Genomic DNA, 20,733 nt, shown 5'->3' with positions numbered 1-20,733 from the left:
TTCGGGGGTGCCACTATGTCTCTGTATATCGGTTTGATGTCCGGCACCAGCCTGGACGGCGTGGACGGCGCGCTGGCGCGCTTCAGCGGCGACGCCATCGACACGCTGGCGGCCGCCTACGTGCCCTTCCCGCCCGCGCTGCGCGCCGAACTGATGGCGCTGCAGGCCGCCGGCCACAACGAGATCGAACGCGAGGCCCTGGCCGCCAACCAGCTGGCGCGGCACTACGCCGACTGCGTGCAGGCGCTGCTGGACGACGCCTCGCTGCAGGCGCAGGACGTCCGCGCGGTGGCCGTGCATGGCCAGACCATCCGCCACCGCCCCGAGCTGGGCTTCACGCGCCAGACCAATAACCCGGCCCTGCTGGCCGAACTGTGCGGCATCGACGTGATCGCCGACTTCCGCAGCCGCGACATCGCCGCTGGCGGCCAGGGCGCGCCGCTGGTGCCGGCCTTCCACCAGGCGCTGTTCGGCAAGGCCGGGCAGACGCGGGTGGTGGCCAATATCGGCGGCATCTCCAACATCAGCGTGCTGGCCGGCGGCAAGGTGACCGGCTTCGATACCGGGCCGGGCAATGTGCTGATGGATGCGTGGATCGCCCGCCACCAGGGCAAGGAATTCGACCAGGACGGCGCCTGGGCGGCCAGCGGCAAGGAAATCCCCGGCCTGCTGGCCGACATGCTGGCCGAGCCCTACTTCGCGCTGCCGGCGCCAAAAAGCACGGGCCGCGACCTGTTCCATGTCGAATGGCTGGACCGGCACCTGGCGGCCCACCCCGGCGCCGCGCCGGAAGACGTGCAACGCACGCTGACGCGGCTGACGGCGCTCACGCTGGCGCAGGCGATACAGGCCCACGGCGCGGGCACGGACGCGGTCTACGTATGCGGGGGCGGCGCCTACAACGGCGTGCTGATGGACGAGCTGGGCGCAACCCTGGGCATGCGGGTGGCGGTGGCGTCTACCCAGGCGCTGGGCGTGGCGCCGAACCGGGTCGAGGCGATGGCCTTCGCCTGGCTGGGCTACCGCTACACCGAGCGGCTGGCGGGCAACCTGCCGGGCGTGACGGGCGCCTCGGGCGACCGCGTGCTGGGCGCGCTCTACCCGCGATAAAACAAAAACGGCGGCACAACCGGAGTTGTCCGCCGTTGATCGCAGCCGGCCGTGGCCGGACCACAGCAACTTACACCGAGAACGACGAGCCGCAGCCGCAGGTCGAGGTGGCAGTCGGATTCTTGATGACGAACTGCGCGCCTTCCAGGTCGTCCTTGTAGTCGATTTCCGCGCCGACCAGATACTGGTAGCTCATCGAATCGATCAACAGCTGAACGCCGTTCTTGACCATGGTGGTGTCGTCTTCGTTGACGATTTCGTCAAACGTGAAGCCGTACTGGAAGCCGGAGCAGCCGCCACCCTGCACGAATACGCGCAGCTTCAGATCTGGATTGCCTTCCTCCTCGATCAGTTGGGCGACTTTTTGCGCCGCGCTGTCGGTGAAGATAATAGGCGACGGGATTACATCTAGCGATTCGGCGACAGCATTCATTTCAGACTCCTACGTGAAAACATTTGATCCATTATAGACCGTTGGCGTAATTTATGCTCCAGAGACCGCCAAAAGCGGCTCCACGCCGGAGCTGTCGCGATGGGTCAAGGTGCCCAACACCTGCGCGCCGCCGTGCATTTCCAGCACTTTATAGCTGACATCCCCAATGATACGGGCGCTGGGCTGGATTTCAAGCAAATCCCCACTGAAAACACAACCTTTCACCTCGCCATTGACGACCAGATGGTCGCAACGTATCTCGCCTTCCACACGGGCATGCTCGGCGATGACGAGATAGCTCGGTTGTCCTGCCTCCGCGACAACATTACCGATGACCTCGCCATCGATGCGCAGCCCGCCGCGGAACAGCAAATTGCCGTGCACGCGGGTGGTGGCGCCGATCAGGCTGTCCATGGCGATCATGTGCGGCTTTCTGCTGGCGGGGTGGGCGGGTAATCCTAATCTACTATCCCCGCCCTGCCGCACTTTGATTTACGGCAGCAGCGCGATCTGCGTCAGGCCGGTGGTTTCCTCCAGGCCGAACATCAGGTTCATGCACTGCACCGCCTGGCCGGACGCGCCCTTGACCAGGTTGTCCTGCACCACCAGCACGATCACGGTGTTGCCGTTGTCAGGGCGATGCAGCGCCAGGCGCAGCATGTTGGAGCCGCGCGTGGAGCGGGTCTCCGGATGCGAACCGAACGGCATCACGTCGACGAACGGCGAGTCCTGGTACTGCTCTTCGAACAGCGCCTGCAGCTGTTCGTTGCTGACGTCCTTGGTCAGGCGGCCGTACAGGGTCGAGTGCATGCCGCGGATCATCGGCACCAGATGCGGCGTGAACACCAGGCCGACCTGGTCGGCGGTGAACTTCTGCAGCTGCGCCGAGGTTTCCGGCGTGTGGCGGTGGCCGGCCACGCCGTAGGCCTTGAAGTTGTCGCTCGACTCGGAGAACAGCGTGCCGATCTCGGCCTTGCGGCCGGCGCCGGAGACGCCGGACTTGCAGTCGGCGATCAGCGCGCCGGCGTCGATCAGGCCGGCCTTGAGCAGCGGGTAGTAGCCCAGCTGCATGGTGGTCGGGTAGCAGCCCGGATTGGCGACCAGGCGCGCGCCCTTGATGGCGTCGCGGTTCAGTTCAGCCAGGCCGTAGGCGGCTTCTTCCAGCAGCTCCGGGCAGGTGTGGTCGATCTTGTACCATTTTTCAAAGACCGCCTTGTCCTTGATGCGGAAGTCCGCCGCCAGGTCGATCACCTTGACGCCGGCCGCCAGCAGCGCGGGCGCCTGCGCCATGGCCACGCCGTGCGGGGTGGCGAAGAACACCACGTCGCACTGGCTCAGGTCGGCCTTGTCGGGCGACGAGAAGGCGAGGTTCACGCGGCCGCGCAGCGAAGGGAACATATCGGCAACCGGCAAGCCATCTTCCTTGCGCGACGTGATCGCCGTCAGCTGCACATCAGGGTGGACTGCCAACAGTCGCAGCAATTCCACTCCGGTGTATCCGGTGCCGCCGACGATGCCAACTTTGATCATGTTCTTTCCTTGAATGAGGTGATGCGTGGAGGGGACTGCCATTTTATCAGGCATATGCGACAGACGTATTACGTGTGCCAGATAGCAAAAAAGCCGCCCGGCACAAGGCCGGCGGCTTTTTTCTTGGCGCGCCGCAAGCAGCGCACCACAGCGTAAAAATTAACGCTTCGAGAATTGTTTTGCGCGACGTGCTTTGCGCAGACCAACTTTTTTACGTTCAACTTCACGTGCATCGCGGGTAACGAAGCCGGCGCGTGCCAGATCGCCCTTCAGCGCTGCATCGTAGTCGATCAGGGCGCGGGTGATGCCGTGACGCACAGCACCTGCCTGGCCGGACTCGCCGCCGCCGTGAACGTTGACTTTGATGTCAAAACGCTCAACGTTGCCGGTCAGTTCCAGTGGTTGACGAATAACCATCAGGCCGGTTTCGCGGGAGAAGTACTCAGCCGCTGGCTTGCCGTTAACGATGATTTGGCCAGTGCCAACTTTGATAAACACACGAGCTACTGCACTCTTGCGACGGCCGGTGCCGTAATTGTAGTTACCGATCATGTCAGTTCCTTAGATTTCGAGTGCTTTAGGTTGCTGAGCAGCGTGCGGGTGCGAACCTTCAGCGTACACTTTCAGCTTCTTGATCATTGCGTAGCCCAGTGGGCCCTTCGGCAGCATACCTTTGACGGCTTTTTCCAGAGCACGGCCTGGGAAACGCTGTTGCATTTTCAGGAAGTTGGTCTCATAGATGCCACCTGGGTAGCCCGAGTGACGGTAGTAGGTCTTCTCGGTTGCTTTGGTGCCGGTCACGCGCAGTTTGCCTGCGTTGACGATGACGATGAAATCGCCGGTGTCGACGTGAGGAGTAAATTCTGGCTTGTGTTTGCCGCGCAGTCGGAGTGCCACTTCGCTGGCAACACGTCCGAGGACTTTGTCCGTCGCGTCAATCACGAACCAATCGCGCTGGACTTCATGGCCCTTAGCGGAAAAAGTTTTCATGTTGACTTCCTAAATAATAAAACACGCTCAAATGGTGGTTCCGCCATGGCTTCAGCGGACTCGGCCTTCTTATTTACTTTCCTGAGCGAACGGAAAGCCGACAAGTATAAGCCAGAACCGCCCGCCGAGTCAAGCCGCCATCCCGATGGAATCGGGCTCGGCGGCCTGGTAGCTGAAAACATTGACCACATTGAAAGTCGTGTCGGGCACGTACAGGCGGCCGCGGTCGGCGTAGATGAAGTACGGCATCCAGACGCCGCCGGCGTCCGGGTACTTCTTGAACACGGAAATGCCGGCCTCGTAATACAGCGTGTCGTCGCCGATGCGGAACATCTTCAGCGCGCGGTTGACCAGGTCGTTGACGATCAGGCGCCCGCCGTCGATGCAGACGCTGGCCGGCAGCATGAAGTTTTCGTGGTCCGCATCGACATCGTCGCAATAGCCGAGGTGGCCGTAGCTCCACAGGCTGTTGCCCTCGCGGTCGAACACGCGCAGGCAGTTGTTGAATTGGTCGCAGACGAACAAGCGGTCGCGGGCGTCGATCGCGACGTCGCAGGGCGTGAAGCCCTCGTCGTCCCGCCAGCGGAAATTTTTGCGGAATACCACGTAGCCGGTCGGCTGGATCTGCCACATCGAGATGCGGTTGTTGAGCGAATCGGCGATGTAGATCTCGCCATGGCTGTTGATCGCGATGCCCTGCGGCGCCTTCAACGTGCCGTCGCCGCCCACGCCCTCGCGCCCGAACGGCATGCCGTAGTTGATCAGGTAGCCGGCCGGATTGAACTGGTACATGGTCACCGTGTTCAGGTTGAAGTTGGTGACGAACACGATGGGCGTGCCCGGACAGATCTGCCCCAGCGGCGGCGTGTGCGGGTAGTAGACGTCCATCGCCAGGTCGCCCGGCACGAAGAAGCCGCGCATCATGTCCTGCAGCTGGCGGTAGGGGTCGCTCTCGGTGCTGAAGGTCTTCATGCACCAGTTGCCCGAATCGATGTTCAGCGAGGCGTTCGCCAGGCGCGCCAGCGGATCGAAGCCGATCTGCGTGCGGAACTGGTCGTACCAGAATTGGTAAATGCCGGTGGTGGTTCTGGCCCAGTAGTCGATCCAGTTGCCGCCGGCGGCCGGGTCGCGCGGCACGATGCGGCGCTCGCGCTTGAAGCCGATCACCGAGGTCATGCAGTTGAACTGCGAGGTCGAGCGCAGCCGGTTCTGGTCGTCGCGCCGGTGGCCGACCGACTCGATCAGCAGCGCGTCCTCCTCGCCCTGGATGCCCGTGCGCGGGATGCGCACCTTGATCACGCTGGAGGCGAACGGCTCGCTGATGAAATACACGTCCGGCTCGCCTTCCGCCGCGCAGATCTGGTAGGGGCCGACAAACACCACGTCCTCCAGCGCGCCGTAGACGAAATCGGACAGCGAATGCACCGGCTCCAGCGTATGGTTCCACATCGGCAGCAGCCCCTTGACCACGCTGAGCTGCTGGCCGGCCAGGTCGTAGACCGTGATGGCGTTCTCGATATGCCCCGGCACGAACACGCGGTCGCCGATCACGCACACCGAGCGCATCACGTTGAACTTGCCGATGCCGCCGGGCTTGGTGTGCTGGTGCAGCATCACCATGTCGTGCGGCGCCTGCACGCATTCGTCGACGATGGGCCAGTCGGTGCTGATCTTCAGCACTTCGTAGTGGCCGGTGTTGGCGAGGTAGAGATTGCCGTTTGCATCGCTGGCCAGCCCCTGCGGCCACAGCAGTTCATGGCGGACGCCCGGCCCGGCCACGTGGCGGAACTGCGCGACGAACTCGCCCTCCAGCGTGAACTTCACGCAGCGGCTGGCCAAGTCATCGGCGGTGTGGAAGAACTCGTCGCAGACATACAGGTAGTCCACGCCGTCGCGCTCGCGCACCACCGTGATGCCGTTCGGATCGGACAGCGGCAGGTAGCGGCTGTCGCCCTGGCCGAAGGCATAGCTGAACCACACCTCGTCCTCGTCGTAGGCGAAGGCCACCACGCGGCCGTGGCCCATGTCGGTGCAGTACATCAGCTGGTGGGTGGGATGCGGGCAGACATGGAAGGGCATCAGCAGGCGCGGCGCCTCGGGCGTGTCGGCGCCGGGGCCTTCGACCACGTGCAGCAGCTCGGCCAGGTCGGCGGAGAACACCAGCACGCGGCTGTTGCCGGTGTCGCACACCCACAGCCGGCCGTAACTATCGGCATGCACGCCGACCGGCGAATTGAGCGTGAAATCGTCGGGCAGCGGCCCCAGCGGCGTGGTGCCCGGCGCCGTCAACTCTCCGTAGGAACAAAGGTATTCGATAGCATGGCTCATCGCGGGCTCCTTGATCTGGGTCATAAATTATGCGATCCAAGTGCGTCCACGGCAAGATATAAAACCTCATGCAAGCCAGTCCGGCCGGACTCCTTTACAATATGCGCAACGATTTGTAACGGAGAGAACGATGGAATGCAAAGTCAGCTGGAATGGCCCGTCGGGCATGAGTTTCTTGGCCCAGACCGGTTCCGGTCACATGGTCAACATGGACGGCGCGCCCGAGGGCGGCGGCCACAACCTGGCGCCGCGTCCGATGGAAATGGTGTTGCTGGGCACCGGCGGCTGCACGGCGTATGACGTGGTGCTGATCCTGAAGAAGGGCCGCGCCGACATCCGCGGCTGCGAGTGCACGCTGACGGCCGAGCGCGCGGAGACGGAGCCGAAGGTGTTTACCAAGATTAACTTCCACTTCACCGTGACCGGCAAGGACTTGAAGCCCGAGGCGGTGGAACGCGCGATCACGCTGTCGCACGACAAGTACTGCTCGGCTTCCATCATGCTCGGCAAGACCGCCGAGATCACGCATTCGTTCGAGATCATCGAGGCCGCGTAACGCTCGCCGGCCCGGCAAGGAACGCCAGGGCCGTCGTCGCGAATGGCACCGCGGCGTCAAAAACCGGAACGTGGTCGCCGCCGGGAACTATCCACAGCGCAGCGTCCGGTATCGAGCGGTAGAGGTTGACGGCGATTTCAACGGGGAAAAAATTGTCGCGGTCGCCATGCACCACCAGCGTGCGGGCGGCAACGCCGGACAGTTCTTTCGCAGTGAAATTCATGTCGTCGTGGCTTGCGTGGAAGGCATTGAACTGCGCGATGAGCTGGCGCACCTGTTCGTCGCCCCGCTTTGCGCACTCGCGATACATGTCCCGCACCGGCTGGGGCATGGTGGCAAACGACGCCCGCCGCATGATCGCCCTGGCCTGCTCGGGGAAATGGGTGGTCGCGCTGACCAGCACCATCGCGTCGATGCGCGCGGGCTGGCTGGTTGCCATGTGCAGCAGCGTCATTCCGCCCGAGCTCATCCCCATCGCCGAGAAACGGCCTATCCCCAATTGCTCAAGCAGCCGGAACACGTCATCGGCCGCTTCCCGGTGGGTGAATTTGTTCGCCGGATTGGTGGAGTGGCCGTGGCCGCGCAGGTCCACGACGATCAGCCGATAACGCCCGGACAGCTCGGCGGTAAAGGGATGCCAGTTCTGCGCGCTGCCGCCGAACCCGTGCAGCAGCACCAGCGGCGCCCCGGCGCCGTACTCCTCGTAGTACAGCTCGATATCGTTGATACGAACGACCTGTCCGCGCGCGCTGGTCTGGCTGGGAGCGTACTTGCTTGCCATGGCTGTGAATGCGGCCCGGCTAGATGTAGTACGCGGTGCTGGTCATGATCTTGCCCATCACCGCCATCACGGCCTGCACCGGGGCCGGCGTCTGCGAGGCGCCCAGCGCCTGCGCGGCGGCGCCGTGTTCGATCTCATCCAATCGCATCTGCTCGACGATGGCGCGCGACTTGGCGTCCTGCGGCGGCAGCTTGTCCAGATGGCTGGCCAGGTGCGCCTCCACCTGCCGTTCCGTCTCCACCACAAAGCCCAGGCTGCGCGCATCGCCCAGCACCGCCGCCACCGTGCCCAGCGCATACGCGCCGGCGTAGAACAGCGGATTGAGCACGCTGATGTGCGAATTCAATTCGCCCAGCCGCTGCGCGGTCCAGGCCAGATGGTCTTCCTCTTCCCTGCCCGCCTGCTCGAACTGCGCGCGCATCTGCTCGGTCTTGGCGAAGCGGCTCTGCGAGTTGTACAGCGCCTGCGCGCACACCTCGCCCACATGGTTCACGCGCATCAGCCCGGCGCTGTGGCGGATTTCCGCCTCGCTCATCTGGGCGTCGGCCGCGTGCAGCGCCGGCGTCGGGCGCGAGGCCGAGGCGACACCGGTGATCACGCGCAGCGCCTTGTCGGCGCCGGCGATCAATCGGTCCAGCGGGGTGTGGTGATAGGCAGCCATGGGCAAACTCGCATTCGGACGAAAGCCATATTATAAAGGCCGCCGCCTCAATTTGCCTCGGCCGCCTCGCGCAACTGGCGCTGGCGTTCGATGTAATCGGCCACCGGGCCGCGCACGTCGATCCTGGAAATATCCTTGGCCACGCTCAGGTTCAGGCCCAGCAGGAAGGGGATGTTTTCGATCGGCACTTCCGGGCAATGCTCGGCAAACGCCCGCAGGAAGCGCTTGGACTCCACCACCGGCACCACCTTCTCCCCGCTCATGTATTGCAGGATGCTAGTGATGCTGTGGCCCTTGCCGATGCTGTGGTAGATGAAGCGGTTGAATTCGCGGTCCAGCTTGACGAAGTCCAGCGTTTCCTTGGTCATCAGGCCCGACAGGTAGTACAGTCCCAGAGCCACGCGGAAGAAACCGGTGGACTCGCGCCGGTCCACGCCGCAATGGGTGACCGCCAGGATTTTTTCCTGCAATTGAGGATTCATTTTTTGTTCTTCTCCCATATCTGACTATAGCAAGACATTTGTTCAGCCAGTAGCTTGCGCGTGAGAATTTTTACATGCTACTCTTGAAATTTTCTTAACAAGGACAGCACAATGATCGAGGTCAGGGGTCTCGCCAAGCGCTTTCGAATGCCGTCGCGCGGCGGCAGGCCCGCCCAGGCGCGCGACCCGCGCGAGCACGACGGCTGGTTCCACGCGGTGCGCGATGTCAGCTTCCGCTGTGCGCCAGGCGAGGTGCTCGGGCTGCTCGGCCCCAACGGCGCCGGCAAGACCACCACCCTGCGCCTGCTGTCGACCGCCCTCAAGCCGGACGCGGGCAGCATACATGCCAACGGCGTCGACCTGCTGCACGATCCGCTGACCGCGCGCCAGCACATCGGCTTCCTGTCCGGCACGACCGGCCTGTACGGCCGCCTGACCGCGCGCGAAAACGTCGAATACTTCGGCCGCCTGCACGGCATGAGCCCGCCCTACCTGAAGCGCCGCTGCGACGAGCTGTTCGAGCTGCTGCAGATGACCGAGTACGGCAACAAGCGCGCCGACCAGCTGTCGACCGGCATGAGGCAGAAATGCTCGATCGCCCGCACCGTGGTGCACGAGCCGCAGATCGTCATCCTCGACGAGCCGACCACCGGCCTGGATGTGATGTCGGCCAAGATCCTGCTGGACTTCATCGCCAGCTACAAGGCGCTGCACGTGCCGCTGATCTTCTCCACCCACCACCTGCACGAGGTGGAAAAGCTGTGCGACCGGGTCTGCATCATCAACCACGGCAAGACCGCCTTCCACGGCACGGTCGACGAGCTGCGCCACCTGGGCGGCAGCGCCGACCTGTACGACGCCTTCGTCGGCGTCATCAACCGGGAGGCCTGAGCCATGTGGATCATCTACATCAAGGAATTGCTGGAGCTGGCGCGCGACCGCCGCACTTTTTTCTTCACCGTGTTCATCCCCGTGTTCGCCATGCCGCTGATCTTCACCGGCTTCGGCTACGTCTCCTCGACCATGTTCAAGCAGGCCAGCCAGGCCGAGATGGCCTACTCGATCTTCGGCAAGGACCAGGCGCCGCACCTGGCCGAGCGCTTCGCCAAAGAAAAGGGCTTCCGCGAGGTGGTGCTGGCCAGCCCGGCCGACATCAAGGCCGCCATCGGCGACGACCGCATCAAGTTCGCGCTGGTGATCCCGGCCGGCTTCGAGGCCAAGCTGGCCCAGCAGCAGCAGGGCGTGATCGCGCTGCACTACAACAGCGCCGTCACCGTGGACCTGACGCGCAAGCGCGTGATGTCGGTGATCGGCGGCCAGAACCGCCTGCTGCGCGAGCAGGCGCTGTCCGCGCTCAACCTCAACCAGGAGCAGCTGCGTTTCGCGCTGGACCCGATCACGCTGGAGGACCACTCCACCGCCGACAAGCGCGAGCAGATGGGCGCGATGATAGGCGGCATGCTGCCCTACATCCTGCTGATGGTGTGCCTGGTGGCGGCGATGTACCCGGCGATCGACACCGGCGCCGGCGAAAAGGAGCGCGGCACGCTGGAAACCCTGCTGCTGGCGCCGGTCTCGCGCACGGCGCTGGTGATGGCCAAGTTCCTGATGCTGTTCACCGTGGGCCTGACCTCGGCGCTGCTGATGATCGCCAGCATGGGCCTGCTGCTGACCTTCTTCGGCCCCGTGATCGGCGGCGACCTGGTGCTGATGGTGCGCGCCATCGGCCTGCTCGACCTGACCATGGTGGCGCTGATGCTGGTGCCGACCGCCGCCATCTTCGCCGCCATCCTGCTGTCGATCTCGGTCTACGCCAAGAGCTACAAGGAGGCGGCCGGCCTGATCTCGCCGCTGATCCTGGTCACCGTGCTGCCGACCCTGGTGGCGCTGCTGCCCGGCGTGGAGCTGAACTGGAAGTGGGCGATGGTGCCGCTGACCAATGTTTCCCTGGCCATGAAGGAGCTGGTCAAGGGCACCATGGACTACAGCATGTTCTGGGTGATCCTGCTGTCGACCACGCTGACCGCCGGCGCCCTGCTGGCCGTGTGCCGCTGGTGGTTCAACCGCGAGCAGGTTTTGTTTAGAAATTGAATAAGTTGTCTATTCAACCAGCTCCAATTGCGCCGCAGTCTGGTCGGCCTTTTCTGCACTCTGGCGCGCGGTTTGCGCCGCCCATCGCAATGGCGCCCCATGTATAGAACAAATTCAATACAATGCCATCATGTGAAAAGTGTATGGCCGTGCAGAAACGCGGGCCATGCACCGGCAGAATCATTCAGGAGTTAGCATGGAATTACGCATCAGCAACTTGTCCAAGACCTACGGCAATGGCGTCGTGGCGCTGGACAACATCTCGCTCACCATCCCGACCGGGATGTTCGGCTTGCTCGGGCCCAACGGCGCCGGCAAGTCGACGCTGATGCGCACGCTGGCCACCTTGCAGGAATGCGATTCCGGTTCCGTGTTCCTGGACGACATCGATGTGCTGGACGAAAAGGACGAGGTGCGTCGCCTGCTGGGCTACCTGCCGCAGGACTTCGGCGTGTATCCGAAGGTGACCGCCTACGAGCTGCTCGACCATTTTGCCGTGCTCAAGGGCCTGTCCAACCGCGCCCGCCGGCGCGAGGTGGTCGACGGCCTGCTGCAGCAGACCAATCTGTTCGAGGTGCGCAACCAGCGCCTGGGCGGCTTTTCCGGCGGCATGCGCCAGCGCTTCGGCATCGCCCAGGCGCTGCTGGGCGATCCGAAACTGATCATCGTCGACGAGCCCACCGCCGGCCTCGACCCGCAGGAGCGGGTGCGCTTCCACAACCTGCTGTCCGACATCGGCGACGACAAGACCGTGATCCTGTCGACCCACATCGTCAGCGACGTGGCCGACCTGTGCGCCAACATGGCCATCATCAACAAGGGCCACCTGCTGCTGTGCGGCCCGACCCAGGAGCTGATCCACGAGGTCAGCGACAAGATCTGGGCCCGCTTCATCGACAAGCGCGACCTGCCCTCGTTCCAGCTGCGCCACCCGGTCATCTCGTCGCGCCTGCTGTCGGGCCGCACCCTGATCCACGTCTACAGCGAGACCGATCCCGGCGACGGCTTCGAGGAAGCCATCGGCGACCTGGAGGATGTCTATTTCGCCACCATCGCCGGCCGCCACAGTGCCGCGGCCACCTGCGATTAAGGCGGCCGCATGTTCTCCATCGCCTATTTTGAAGCGCGCCAGCGCCTCAAGCTGCTGTCCACCTGGGTCTATTTCCTGGGTTTCCTGGCGCTGTCGCTGCTGTGGATGGCCGCCGCCGGCGGCGTCTTCAAGGGCGCCTCGGTTGCCTTCGGCAGCCAGCTGATCGATTCGCCCCGCTCGCTGATGTTCACCACCAGCGTGCTGGCCTCGCTGGGCGTGGTGGTCATGGCTGCCATGATGGGCCGCTCGGTGCAGCAGGATTTCGAGTACGACATGCAGCACTTCTTTTTCAGCGCGCCGATCAAGAAGCACCAGTACATGTTCGGCCGCTTCCTCGGCGCCTACCTGACGCTGGCCATCATCTTCACCAGCATCGTGCTGGGCGCCTGGCTGGGCAGCTACATACCTGGCATCGACCCGGAGCGGCTGGGCCAGCCCGGCCTGCTGGGCTACCTGATCCCCTATCTGATCGTCATCCTGCCCGACCTGTTCATCTTCGGCGCCGTGTTCTTCATCCTGGCCGCGCTGACGCGGCGCATGCTGCCGGTCTACATCTCCAGCGTGGTCATGCTGATCGGCTACATCGTCGCGCCCGGCCTGGCGCGCGACCTCGACTACAAGACGCTGGCCGCGCTGATCGACCCCTTCGGCACCACCGCCGTGATCCGCCTGACCGAGTACTGGCCCATCTTCGAGCGCAACACCCGCATGTTCTGGCCGGAGGGCGTGTACCTGCTCAACCGCGTGCTGTGGTGCTCGTTCGCGCTGGCCGGCCTGCTGCTGGGCTACTGGCGCTTCCACTTCATCGCCTCCCTCGACAGCGGCGCCGGCAGCACCAGCCGCGGCGAGGGCGAGGCGCCGCTGCACCTGTCGGCCCAGTCCACCAGCACCCAGGAAAAGCCGGACTTCGCCTCGCGCAGCCTGGCCGCCCTGCTGTTCAAGATGAGCTGGCTGAACCTGCGCGAAACCACCAAGAACATCTACTTCCTGGTCATCGTGCTGGCCGGCGTGCTGATGATGTTCGCCAGCGCGCTGGACATGGGCTCGCTGTTCGGCACCACCACCTATCCGGTCACCTACCTGGTGCTGGAATCGGTGTCGGAAACCTTCGCGCTGTTCATGTTCGTCATCACCACCTTTTACGCGGGCGAGCTGGTGTGGCGCGAGCGCGAGGCCCGCATGGGCCAGATGCTGGACGCGCTGCCCATCCCGAGCTGGCTGCCGATGCTGTCCAAGCTGATCGCGCTGATCGGCCTGCAGGCCATGCTGATGGCGGTCGTGATGTTGTGCGGCATGGCGATCCAGATCGTCAAAGGCTATTTCATCCTCGAGCCCGGCCTCTACCTGTACCACCTGTTCCTGATCCAGCTGCCGGCCTACGCGCTGTCGGCCGTGCTGGCGATCGCGCTGCAGGTGCTGATCAACCAGAAATACCTGGCCTATTTCGCCATGATCGTCTACTACCTGGCCAGCATCACGCTGGGCACGGTGGGCGTCGACGATCCCATGCTCATCTACGGCAACATGCCGAGCTTCATCTACTCCGCGATGAACGGCTACGGCCACTACCTGGCGCGCGAGCGCTGGTTCGAGCTGTACTGGGCCGGCGCGGCCCTGCTGCTGGTGGTGCTGTCGCTGCTGTTCTGGGCGCGCGGCACCAACGACGGCTGGCGCCAGCGCCTGCAGCTGGCGCGCCACGCGCTGACGGTGCAGGTGCTGAGCACGCTGGCGGCCGGCCTGCTGGTCTTTGTCGGCGCCGGCGGCGTGGTGTTCTACAACACCCACGTCGCCCACTGTTTCAAATCGGCTTACCAGAAGGATGCCGAGCACGCCGACTACGAACGCAAGTACAAGAAATTCGCCGCGCTGCCGCAGCCGCGCGTCACCGACGTCAAGCTCGACGTCGCCATCATGCCGGATCGGCGCAGCCTGGTGGTCAAGGGCCGCTACCTGCTGGAGAACAAGAGCGCGCAAGCCATCAGCGATGTGCTGATCTACCAGGACAACACCGCCACGCAATTCAAGGTGCGCTTCAGCCAGGATGCGCGGCCGGGCTTGCAGGACGACGACCTCGGCTTCTACAGCTACAAGCTGGCCAAGCCGCTGGCGCCGGGCGCGCAGCTGACGATGGAATTCGACCTCGCCTTCATCCCCGAAGGCATCCTGGGCATGGGCCAGGACACGCCGGTGGTCGGCAACGGCACCTTCTTCAACAACACCGTGCTGCCGCACATCGGCTATCAGCAGGCGATGGAACTGAACGATGCGCGCGACCGCCGCAAGCACAAGCTGACGGCGCGCGAGCGCATGCTGCCGCGCGACGATCCGGCCGGCCTGGCCAACAACGCCGTCAGCAGCGACGCCGACTGGATCAATTTCGACGCCACCATCAGCACCAGCGCCGACCAGATCGCCATCGCGCCGGGCACGCTGGTCAAGGAATGGAGCAGGCTGGGACGGCACTACTACCACTACAAGATGGACCAGCCCATCCTGAACTACTACGCCATCCAGTCGGCGCGCTACCTGGTCAAGCGCGACTGGTGGCAGGACGTGGGCATCGAGCTCTACTACCATCCCGGCCACGAGTACAACCTCGACCGCATGGACAAGGGCATCAAGGAATCGCTGGACTACTACACGCGCAACTTCGGCCCCTACCAGAACAAGCTGGTGCGCATTGTCGAGTTTCCGCGCTACGCCATGTACGCGCAATCGTTCCCGACCACGATACCGTATTCGGAATCGATAGGCTTCATCGCCAAGGTCAACGACAAGAATCCCAAGGACATCGACTACCCGTTCTACATCACCGCGCATGAAGTGGCGCACCAGTGGTGGGGCCACCAGCTGGTCGGCGGCAACACGCGCGGCAGCACGGTGCTGAGCGAAACGCTGGCCGAGTACTCGGCGCTGATGGTGATGAAGAAGAATTTCGGCGCGGACAAGATGCGCCGCTTCCTGCACTACGACCTGGACCTGTACCTGGTGGGCCGCGCGCTGGAGCGCAAGAAGGAACTGCCGCTGGCGGACAACGAAAACCAGACCTACATCCAGTACCACAAAGGCAGCCTGGCGATGTACCAGTTGCAGGACATCCTGGGCGAGGCCAAGATCAACAATGCGCTCAAGGACGTGCTGGCGCAGGCCGGCCGCAAGAGCGGGCCGTATCCGAGCGTGACGGTGCTGGTCGACGCGCTGCGCAAGATCACGCCGCCGGAGCAGGCCTACCTGATCGACGACCTGTTCAACAGCATCGTGCTGTACGAGAACCATGCGGTCTCGGCCACCGCGCGCAAGCTGGCCGACGGCAAATACGAGGTCACGTTCCTGGTCAGCGCGGCCAAGGTGCGGGCCAACGACCAGGGCGCGGAAAAGGACACGCCGCTGAAGGACTGGATCGACATCGGCATCGACGACAAGGACGGCAACAGCCTGTACCGCGAACGCAAGCTCATCGACCGCAAGGAGAACCTGTACACGGTCATCATCAATGGCCGTCCGGGCAAGGCCGGCATCGATCCCGACAACAAGCTCATCGACCGCAAGCCGGACGACAATATGATCAACGTGGAGCTGCAGGCCCAGTAACACGGTGGGGTCAAGTCTGACATTCGGACACGAGCTCTGCCGTAGACGCGCGTCTACGGCAGAGCTCGTGTCCGAATGTCAGACTTGACCCCAATTTTATTAGGCGGTGACTTGCAGGGTGCTGACCAGACCGGCGTTGTAGGAGTCGGCGATGACGGTGCTGGCCAGGCGGGGATTGGTCTTGAGCAGATCGGCCCAGTTGGACGAGGCCTGTTCCGACAGGCCGCCGACCGTGCCATTGCCGGTGTAGATGCCCGAGGCCGACGGCGCCGCGGCCAGCGAGGACAGGATGCCCTGGTCCAGCGCGTTCTGCACCGTGGAGGAAGTGTCAACATTGCTGCCGTTGGCGGGCACGGTGACGGGCTCGGCCACGGTGCCGGCCTGCTGCAGCGATTCCAGCAAGCCCGACGGCGTGTACACCGTGGCCCCGGTCGACCCGCCCAGCGAGGCCACCACCGCCGACTCCGCCGACAGGCTGACGGCGGCCGACGACAAGCTCCCCACCGCCGTGCCGGAGACGACGGGCACATACGGCTGGTAGGCCGGACTTGCGCTGACGGTGTTGAGAGCGATGGTCATGATCTATTCACTATAGTTGCCGGACAAGGCAGGCGCAAGCGTAAAAAGCCGGGCGGCTTGGAGGCGCCCGGCTTTTTACTGGATTATCAACGATCAGATCTTGGCGGCATCATGGTCGCGCTTGACCTTGTCGGCATGGCGCTCCAGTTTCTCGTCGCGGCGCGCCAGTTGCTCCTGGTGCTTGTCGGCGCTGCGACGGGCGATCACTTTCTCGTCATGCTTGATGGCCTGCTTTTCCACCTTGATGTTCTGCTGCTCGGCGCGGCGCGCCTGATCCAGCTGCTGGGCACCGGCGATGTCGCCCTGCTTCACATCGGCGTGCTCGGCGCGGGCCAGCGCGTTGCGTTCGCCGCGTTCGGCCTTCAGCTGCTGCTGGCCTGCCGCCACCTGGCTCTGCTTGGCCGCGATCACCGCGTTGTCGCGCTTGATTTCGCGGCTGTCCTGGTGGATTTCTTTGACGTCCTGGCGTATCTGGGCGTTGTCGCGATGGACTTGTGCCACTGGATTGGTCTGCGCGAAGGCTGCGGCGCTGATCATGGAAAGCACGCCGGCGATCATCAGGGATTTGGTTTTCATGATTGTGTTTCCTTTTCTAGTGGTGGGCAGATCGCTGTTCATCAGCGTCTTGAGCAATTAACGCGAGCGCCCCGGCGGCAGACGACCGCAATTCCGTAAGAAAAGTTACGAGTTGTATCCCGCCAGCGAGGACGCCAGTTCGCGCTGCCAGGCGCTGGCCTTGGCGCGGTTCCACACCAGCGCCACCTGCTCCACGCATTCGAAGGCGCAGTCGGTCACGTGGATGCGGCGCAGCTCGGGATCGGCCAGCGCGAAGTCCGGCAGGTAGGCCAGCGCCTCGCCGGATTTGACCAGCGCCAGCAACAGTTGCAGATCGTCGGTCCAGTAGCGGATCCTGCGCGGCAGCTGGTCGTCGCGCCAGCCGTCGGAACGGGCGCCGCGCTGCACGCCGCAGAACAGCGAGCGCGACGGGCAGGCGAAGTCGTATGCCAGCACCTGCGCCGTGTCCGCCTCCAGCAGCGGCGCCGGCGGCAGCGACGCCACCAGCGGATGATGCCGCCCCGCCACCAGGTGCAGGGTCACGCTGCCCAGCGGCGTGACCTGCCATTCGTCCGACCAGTGTTCGCCGCGTCCTTCGATAACGTCGCCGGTGACGATGGCGGCGTTGATATCGCCGCGCAGCAGCGCCGCCAGCGCCTCGTCCTCGAACATCGCCTGCATGCGCAGGCTGGCCTCCGGGTAGGCGCGCAATGCCTGCGACAGCATCCGGCCATGGCGCCACAGCAGGATGGCCGGGCCGGCGACGCGGCAATCGACAGCGGCGCGTTCGCCCATCAGATCGGCCCTGGCCTGGTCGGCCAGCGCCAGCAGGGTCTGGGCGCGGGTCAGCAGCATCTGGCCGCTGTCGTTCAGCACCAGCTGCTTGGCGCTGCGGTCGAACAGCGGCTTGCCCAGGCTGTCCTCAAGACGCTTGAGCGCCTTGGACACGGCCGACGGCGTCAGATGCAGCTCCAGCGCGGCCGCGCCCAGCGACGGACGGCGGGCGGCACTGACGAAAACCCGCAGGTCAGAAAGATTCATCATGTCCAAACAGGATACGAAAGGTGAATTTAAGTTGCTTTACTGGATACGAAGAGCATCTTACCATCTGCTGCATGACTACCCTCACCCAAAAACAATGGATCTACCGCCGCCAGCCCGCCGGCCAGATCACGGCCGAGCATTACGAGCTCGTGGAACAACAGCTGTCGACCGCGCTGGGCGACGGCGAGGTGCTGATCGAAGCGCGCTGGTTCAGTGTCGATCCGTACATGCGCATCGGCCAGTCAAGCAAGCCGACCTACGACACCGAGCCGCACCCGCTCAACACCGTGCAGCAAGGCGGCGTGGTGGCGCAGGTGCTGGCGTCGAACGCGCCCGGCTTCGCCGCCGGCGACTGGGTGCAGAGCTACACCGGCTGGCAGACGCACGCGCGCGTGCACGCCAGCGGCCTCAAGCGCATCGATCCCGAGCTGGCGCCGGTGACCACCGCGCTCGGCGTGCTCGGCATGCCGGGCCGCACCGCCTGGTTCGGCCTGACCGAATCGGGCAAGCCGCACGCGGGCGAGGTAGTGGTGGTGTCCGGCGCGGCGGGCGCGGTGGGATCGCTGGTGGTGCAGTTCGCCAAGCGCCACGGCGCGCGCGTGCTCGGCATCGCCGGCGGCGCGGCCAAATGCGACTGGCTGCGCAACGAACTGGGCGCCGACTGGGCCATCGACTACAAGGCCTACGCGGACGCCGATGCGCTGGGCGCGGAAATCAAGCAGCTGACCGGCGGCGTCGACGTGTATTTCGACAACGTCGGCGGCATGGTGACCGACGCGATCATCCCACTCATCAACCGCCGCGCGCGCATCGTCATCTGCGGCCAGATCAGCCAGTACAGCGGCGGCCTGGAGACGCCGGAACTGGGCCCACGCCTGCTGCATCACATGCTGTACCAGCGCGCCACCATCCAGGGCATGCTGGCGCGCGACTACCTGCACCGCATGGACGAGATGATACGCATCGTCGCGCCGTGGGTGAAGGCGGGCGAGATCGTGTTCGAGGAAACGGTGATCGACGGCTTCGAGCAATTGCCTTCCGCGCTGAACTCGCTGTTCACCGGCGAGCATCGCGGCAAGCTGCTGGTAAAGGCATGAGGCGCGCGCTGCTCGCGCTGGCCATGGTCGCCGGCGGCGCCGGCGCGGCGGACGCCAGTTACGGCGAGCACGGCATGGCGCTGTTCGGCGGCAAGGAAGGCCTGTACGCGTCGCACCTGCCGATGTTCCACGCGCCGCACGACTACCAGGTGATCCTGCAAGTGCACGTGGCCGACGCCGCCACCGACGCGGCGCTACGTCGCCGGCTCGACGGCAACACCGCGCTGTGGACCATCGCGCCGGAGAAGTTCGAGCTGTCGCGCCTGTCGCCGGCGAGCGCCGCGCCGCTCAGGCAGTTCAAGGCCGACCTGGTGCTGGGCCATTTCGAGCAAGGCGGCAAGACGCAATTCGCCGCCTCCACCATCGTGGTCGACCAGGTGCTGATGTACCGCCAGCTGTCGCCAGCGCAGAAGACCAGCACCGACGCCAGCTACGTGCAGATCGGCAGCGGCAGTCAGCGCTACCTGGTCAAGCGGATCGACAGCCGGCCGGATTTCGACCACATCGTTTCCTACGCGGCGGCGAGCGGCGCACCGACTGCGGCAGTCACGCTGAACAAGCAGGCCTTGCGGCAACCGGCCGCGCGCGCGCTGGCCGAAGCGCTGCATGTGCCTGCCAGCGCGATTCGTGGTACGGTCTATTTTTACACCGACGATTTGAAGTGACATGGTTCCAGCAGAATACGTAGGCTTGTGGCGCCGACGAGGCATCTGGCGCAGCGACGGCAGCAGCGACCTGACCACGCAGGTGTGGTGGTTCCAGGCCGAGCGCTATCACATCGACCTGCGCATCCCGGTCGACCGCCTCGGCATCACCGGCTTCGCCGGCGAGACCGTGGTGGAAGGCGAACGCTGCACATGGCATCCCACCATCGCCTCCCCCCGCATCAGCGGCGAGCTCGACGCCGGCTGGATGCGTTTCGACGACGCCGACCACGTCCACGAAACCGGCCTCGACAACAGCTACGAAGAAGACTGGTACCGCGAGCCCAGCGGCGCCATGCACGGCGTACGGCTGCAAGATCCGCACAGCGACCAGCTGGCCTACCTGCTGACCAGCGACAGCTGGATGGCCTGGGCCTGCGGCAGCCCGAGCGGCGCCTGCGAGATCACCGTCTATCGCCGTGAGCATCAGCAATGGATGGCCATCGCCTCCAGCGCGCCCACCTTGCCGCCCCCCGTCGTGCTCGACAAAGAGCAAGCGCTGCAATGGCAAGCAGTCGAACTGATCGAAGTCCCCATGAAGCCGGGCGTGACCTGGCGTGCTTAACGCCCCTTGGGGTCAGATTTTGTCCAGTAGCCCGGTTTTTTCTTGTCGTGAGCAATCGCAAAGACAATAACCTCGGTTGATTCCTCACGGTACACCACCGTAAACGGAAAGCCCTTAACTTTGGTCTTTCGCGTGCCAGCAGTCCCCAACGGACCACCTGAGGGGAACGTCAAGATGAGATTAAAAGCCGCTTGCACGGCAAGTCGAAAACGCCGGCCGGCTCCTGGTTGCCGCTTCTCGTAATACTCCGTCTCGCGCAGCAATTCGGCACGAGCTTCGGAACGTATGCGTAGACGTTTCGGATTCAAGGTGCTATGCGGGCGGCTTCATTCATCACGTCTTCCACCTCGAATAACTCACCTTCTCCACGCTCATGGGTGGCGACCCGACGTTCGATTTCCGCCATCCAAGCGGCATCGACATCGCCCAGCGCATCCTCATGTAAGGACTGGAGAAGCAAGGACAGCAGGCGTAGCCGCTCATCAGCAGGGAGCGCACAGCCCAAAGCGGCAAGTTCGGCGACACGATCAGTCATGATCACTCCTG

The 20,733-nt window shown here is 64.2% G+C and carries 23 protein-coding genes; 9 read left to right on the top strand and 14 right to left on the bottom strand.

The features are described 5' to 3' along the window. Positions 1 to 15: 15 nt before the first annotated feature. Complete coding sequence (locus AC07WS_RS25875) at positions 16 to 1,110, top strand: anhydro-N-acetylmuramic acid kinase (protein ID WP_494731825.1); 1,095 nt, start codon at positions 16 to 18, stop codon at positions 1,108 to 1,110. A 70-nt stretch (positions 1,111 to 1,180) separates the two neighbouring features. On the opposite strand, the gene erpA is transcribed toward AC07WS_RS25875, so the two are convergent. The 6 genes from erpA to AC07WS_RS25845 all read right to left on the bottom strand — a co-directional run bounded on the left by erpA (position 1,181) and on the right by AC07WS_RS25845 (position 6,391). Next, positions 1,181 to 1,543 (bottom strand): iron-sulfur cluster insertion protein ErpA, encoded by a 363-nt coding sequence (erpA, locus tag AC07WS_RS25870; protein WP_161098401.1) that lies wholly within the window; start codon positions 1,541 to 1,543, stop codon positions 1,181 to 1,183. 51 nt (positions 1,544 to 1,594) lie between these two features. Continuing rightward, positions 1,595 to 1,966 (bottom strand): bactofilin family protein, encoded by a 372-nt coding sequence (locus tag AC07WS_RS25865; RefSeq protein WP_494731824.1) that lies wholly within the window; start codon positions 1,964 to 1,966, stop codon positions 1,595 to 1,597. Between the two features lie 69 nt (positions 1,967 to 2,035). Further along, the gene (argC, locus tag AC07WS_RS25860) at positions 2,036 to 3,073 is read right to left on the bottom strand and encodes an N-acetyl-gamma-glutamyl-phosphate reductase (protein ID WP_494731823.1); all 1,038 of its coding nucleotides are present in this window, start codon (positions 3,071 to 3,073) and stop codon (positions 2,036 to 2,038) included. 159 nt (positions 3,074 to 3,232) lie between these two features. Next, on the bottom strand, positions 3,233 to 3,625 hold the full coding sequence (gene rpsI / locus AC07WS_RS25855) for a 30S ribosomal protein S9 (protein WP_008445137.1): 393 nt from the start codon (positions 3,623 to 3,625) through the stop codon (positions 3,233 to 3,235). A 9-nt stretch (positions 3,626 to 3,634) separates the two neighbouring features. Further along, a complete protein-coding gene (gene rplM / locus AC07WS_RS25850) occupies positions 3,635 to 4,063 on the bottom strand; it encodes a 50S ribosomal protein L13 (protein WP_008445136.1) in 429 nt (142 codons plus the stop codon). Positions 4,064 to 4,192: 129 nt separating this feature from the next. Then, positions 4,193 to 6,391 carry an NHL repeat-containing protein gene (locus AC07WS_RS25845; protein ID WP_494731822.1) on the bottom strand — a complete coding sequence of 733 codons (2,199 nt, stop codon included), beginning with the start codon at positions 6,389 to 6,391 and terminating at the stop codon, positions 4,193 to 4,195. A 130-nt stretch (positions 6,392 to 6,521) separates the two neighbouring features. Between AC07WS_RS25845 and AC07WS_RS25840 the strand changes: the two genes are divergently transcribed. Continuing rightward, entirely contained in the window at positions 6,522 to 6,947 is a 426-nt protein-coding gene (locus AC07WS_RS25840) for an OsmC family protein (protein ID WP_494731821.1), read from the top strand. Here AC07WS_RS25840 and AC07WS_RS25835 read toward each other — a convergent pair. From AC07WS_RS25835 to AC07WS_RS25825, 3 genes are read right to left on the bottom strand one after another with little or no spacing between them, the layout of a single operon-like run. Beyond that, positions 6,931 to 7,728 (bottom strand): alpha/beta fold hydrolase, encoded by a 798-nt coding sequence (locus AC07WS_RS25835; RefSeq protein ID WP_494731820.1) that lies wholly within the window; start codon positions 7,726 to 7,728, stop codon positions 6,931 to 6,933. The two genes, AC07WS_RS25840 and AC07WS_RS25835, sit on opposite strands and share 17 nt — an antisense overlap. A 19-nt stretch (positions 7,729 to 7,747) precedes the next feature. Then, positions 7,748 to 8,389 carry a 2-polyprenyl-3-methyl-6-methoxy-1,4-benzoquinone monooxygenase gene (coq7, locus tag AC07WS_RS25830; protein WP_494731819.1) on the bottom strand — a complete coding sequence of 214 codons (642 nt, stop codon included), beginning with the start codon at positions 8,387 to 8,389 and terminating at the stop codon, positions 7,748 to 7,750. A 47-nt stretch (positions 8,390 to 8,436) separates the two neighbouring features. Continuing rightward, positions 8,437 to 8,871 carry a hypothetical protein gene (locus tag AC07WS_RS25825; RefSeq protein WP_494731818.1) on the bottom strand — a complete coding sequence of 145 codons (435 nt, stop codon included), beginning with the start codon at positions 8,869 to 8,871 and terminating at the stop codon, positions 8,437 to 8,439. Between the two features lie 111 nt (positions 8,872 to 8,982). Here AC07WS_RS25825 and AC07WS_RS25820 point away from each other — a divergent pair, with 111 nt between their 5' ends. The 4 genes from AC07WS_RS25820 to AC07WS_RS25805 all read left to right on the top strand — a co-directional run bounded on the left by AC07WS_RS25820 (position 8,983) and on the right by AC07WS_RS25805 (position 15,643). Then, entirely contained in the window at positions 8,983 to 9,762 is a 780-nt protein-coding gene (locus AC07WS_RS25820; RefSeq protein WP_494731817.1) for an ABC transporter ATP-binding protein, read from the top strand. A gap of 3 nt (positions 9,763 to 9,765) precedes the next feature. Continuing rightward, positions 9,766 to 10,962: an ABC transporter permease gene (locus AC07WS_RS25815; RefSeq protein ID WP_494731816.1), complete on the top strand. Its 1,197-nt coding sequence runs from the start codon at positions 9,766 to 9,768 to the stop codon at positions 10,960 to 10,962. Between the two features lie 196 nt (positions 10,963 to 11,158). Further along, complete coding sequence (locus AC07WS_RS25810; RefSeq protein WP_494731815.1) at positions 11,159 to 12,052, top strand: ABC transporter ATP-binding protein; 894 nt, start codon at positions 11,159 to 11,161, stop codon at positions 12,050 to 12,052. 9 nt (positions 12,053 to 12,061) lie between these two features. Then, positions 12,062 to 15,643 carry an ABC transporter permease/M1 family aminopeptidase gene (locus AC07WS_RS25805; protein WP_494731814.1) on the top strand — a complete coding sequence of 1,194 codons (3,582 nt, stop codon included), beginning with the start codon at positions 12,062 to 12,064 and terminating at the stop codon, positions 15,641 to 15,643. 99 nt (positions 15,644 to 15,742) lie between these two features. Here the strand turns inward: AC07WS_RS25805 and AC07WS_RS25800 are convergent, their stop codons facing one another. From AC07WS_RS25800 to AC07WS_RS25790, 3 genes are all read right to left on the bottom strand, one after another. Then, positions 15,743 to 16,222, bottom strand: a complete 480-nt coding sequence (locus AC07WS_RS25800; protein WP_494731813.1) for a hypothetical protein — start codon at positions 16,220 to 16,222, stop codon at positions 15,743 to 15,745. Between the two features lie 93 nt (positions 16,223 to 16,315). Next, positions 16,316 to 16,798 (bottom strand): hypothetical protein, encoded by a 483-nt coding sequence (locus AC07WS_RS25795; RefSeq protein WP_494731812.1) that lies wholly within the window; start codon positions 16,796 to 16,798, stop codon positions 16,316 to 16,318. Positions 16,799 to 16,903: 105 nt separating this feature from the next. Continuing rightward, a complete protein-coding gene (locus AC07WS_RS25790) occupies positions 16,904 to 17,821 on the bottom strand; it encodes a LysR family transcriptional regulator (RefSeq protein ID WP_494731811.1) in 918 nt (305 codons plus the stop codon). 71 nt (positions 17,822 to 17,892) lie between these two features. Here AC07WS_RS25790 and AC07WS_RS25785 point away from each other — a divergent pair, with 71 nt between their 5' ends. The 3 genes from AC07WS_RS25785 to AC07WS_RS25775 are packed head-to-tail and all read left to right on the top strand — an operon-like array spanning position 17,893 to position 20,187. Continuing rightward, the gene (locus AC07WS_RS25785; RefSeq protein ID WP_494731810.1) at positions 17,893 to 18,918 is read left to right on the top strand and encodes an NADP-dependent oxidoreductase; all 1,026 of its coding nucleotides are present in this window, start codon (positions 17,893 to 17,895) and stop codon (positions 18,916 to 18,918) included. Beyond that, complete coding sequence (locus tag AC07WS_RS25780; protein ID WP_494731809.1) at positions 18,915 to 19,583, top strand: hypothetical protein; 669 nt, start codon at positions 18,915 to 18,917, stop codon at positions 19,581 to 19,583. Before AC07WS_RS25785 ends, AC07WS_RS25780 begins: the two co-directional genes overlap by 4 nt. 1 nt (position 19,584) lies before the next feature. Then, positions 19,585 to 20,187, top strand: a complete 603-nt coding sequence (locus AC07WS_RS25775) for a hypothetical protein (RefSeq protein WP_494731808.1) — start codon at positions 19,585 to 19,587, stop codon at positions 20,185 to 20,187. Here the strand turns inward: AC07WS_RS25775 and AC07WS_RS25770 are convergent. Both AC07WS_RS25770 and AC07WS_RS25765 read right to left on the bottom strand, forming a co-directional pair. Further along, complete coding sequence (locus AC07WS_RS25770) at positions 20,184 to 20,495, bottom strand: type II toxin-antitoxin system RelE/ParE family toxin (RefSeq protein ID WP_494731807.1); 312 nt, start codon at positions 20,493 to 20,495, stop codon at positions 20,184 to 20,186. The two genes, AC07WS_RS25775 and AC07WS_RS25770, sit on opposite strands and share 4 nt — an antisense overlap. Then, entirely contained in the window at positions 20,492 to 20,722 is a 231-nt protein-coding gene (locus tag AC07WS_RS25765; protein WP_494731806.1) for an addiction module protein, read from the bottom strand. The genes AC07WS_RS25770 and AC07WS_RS25765 overlap by 4 nt, the downstream gene beginning before the upstream one ends. Positions 20,723 to 20,733 lie beyond the last annotated feature (11 nt).

It is taken from the genome of Duganella sp. GW821-FHT01E12 (assembly GCF_059422325.1).
This window is presented reverse-complemented; position numbering and strand designations above follow the sequence as displayed.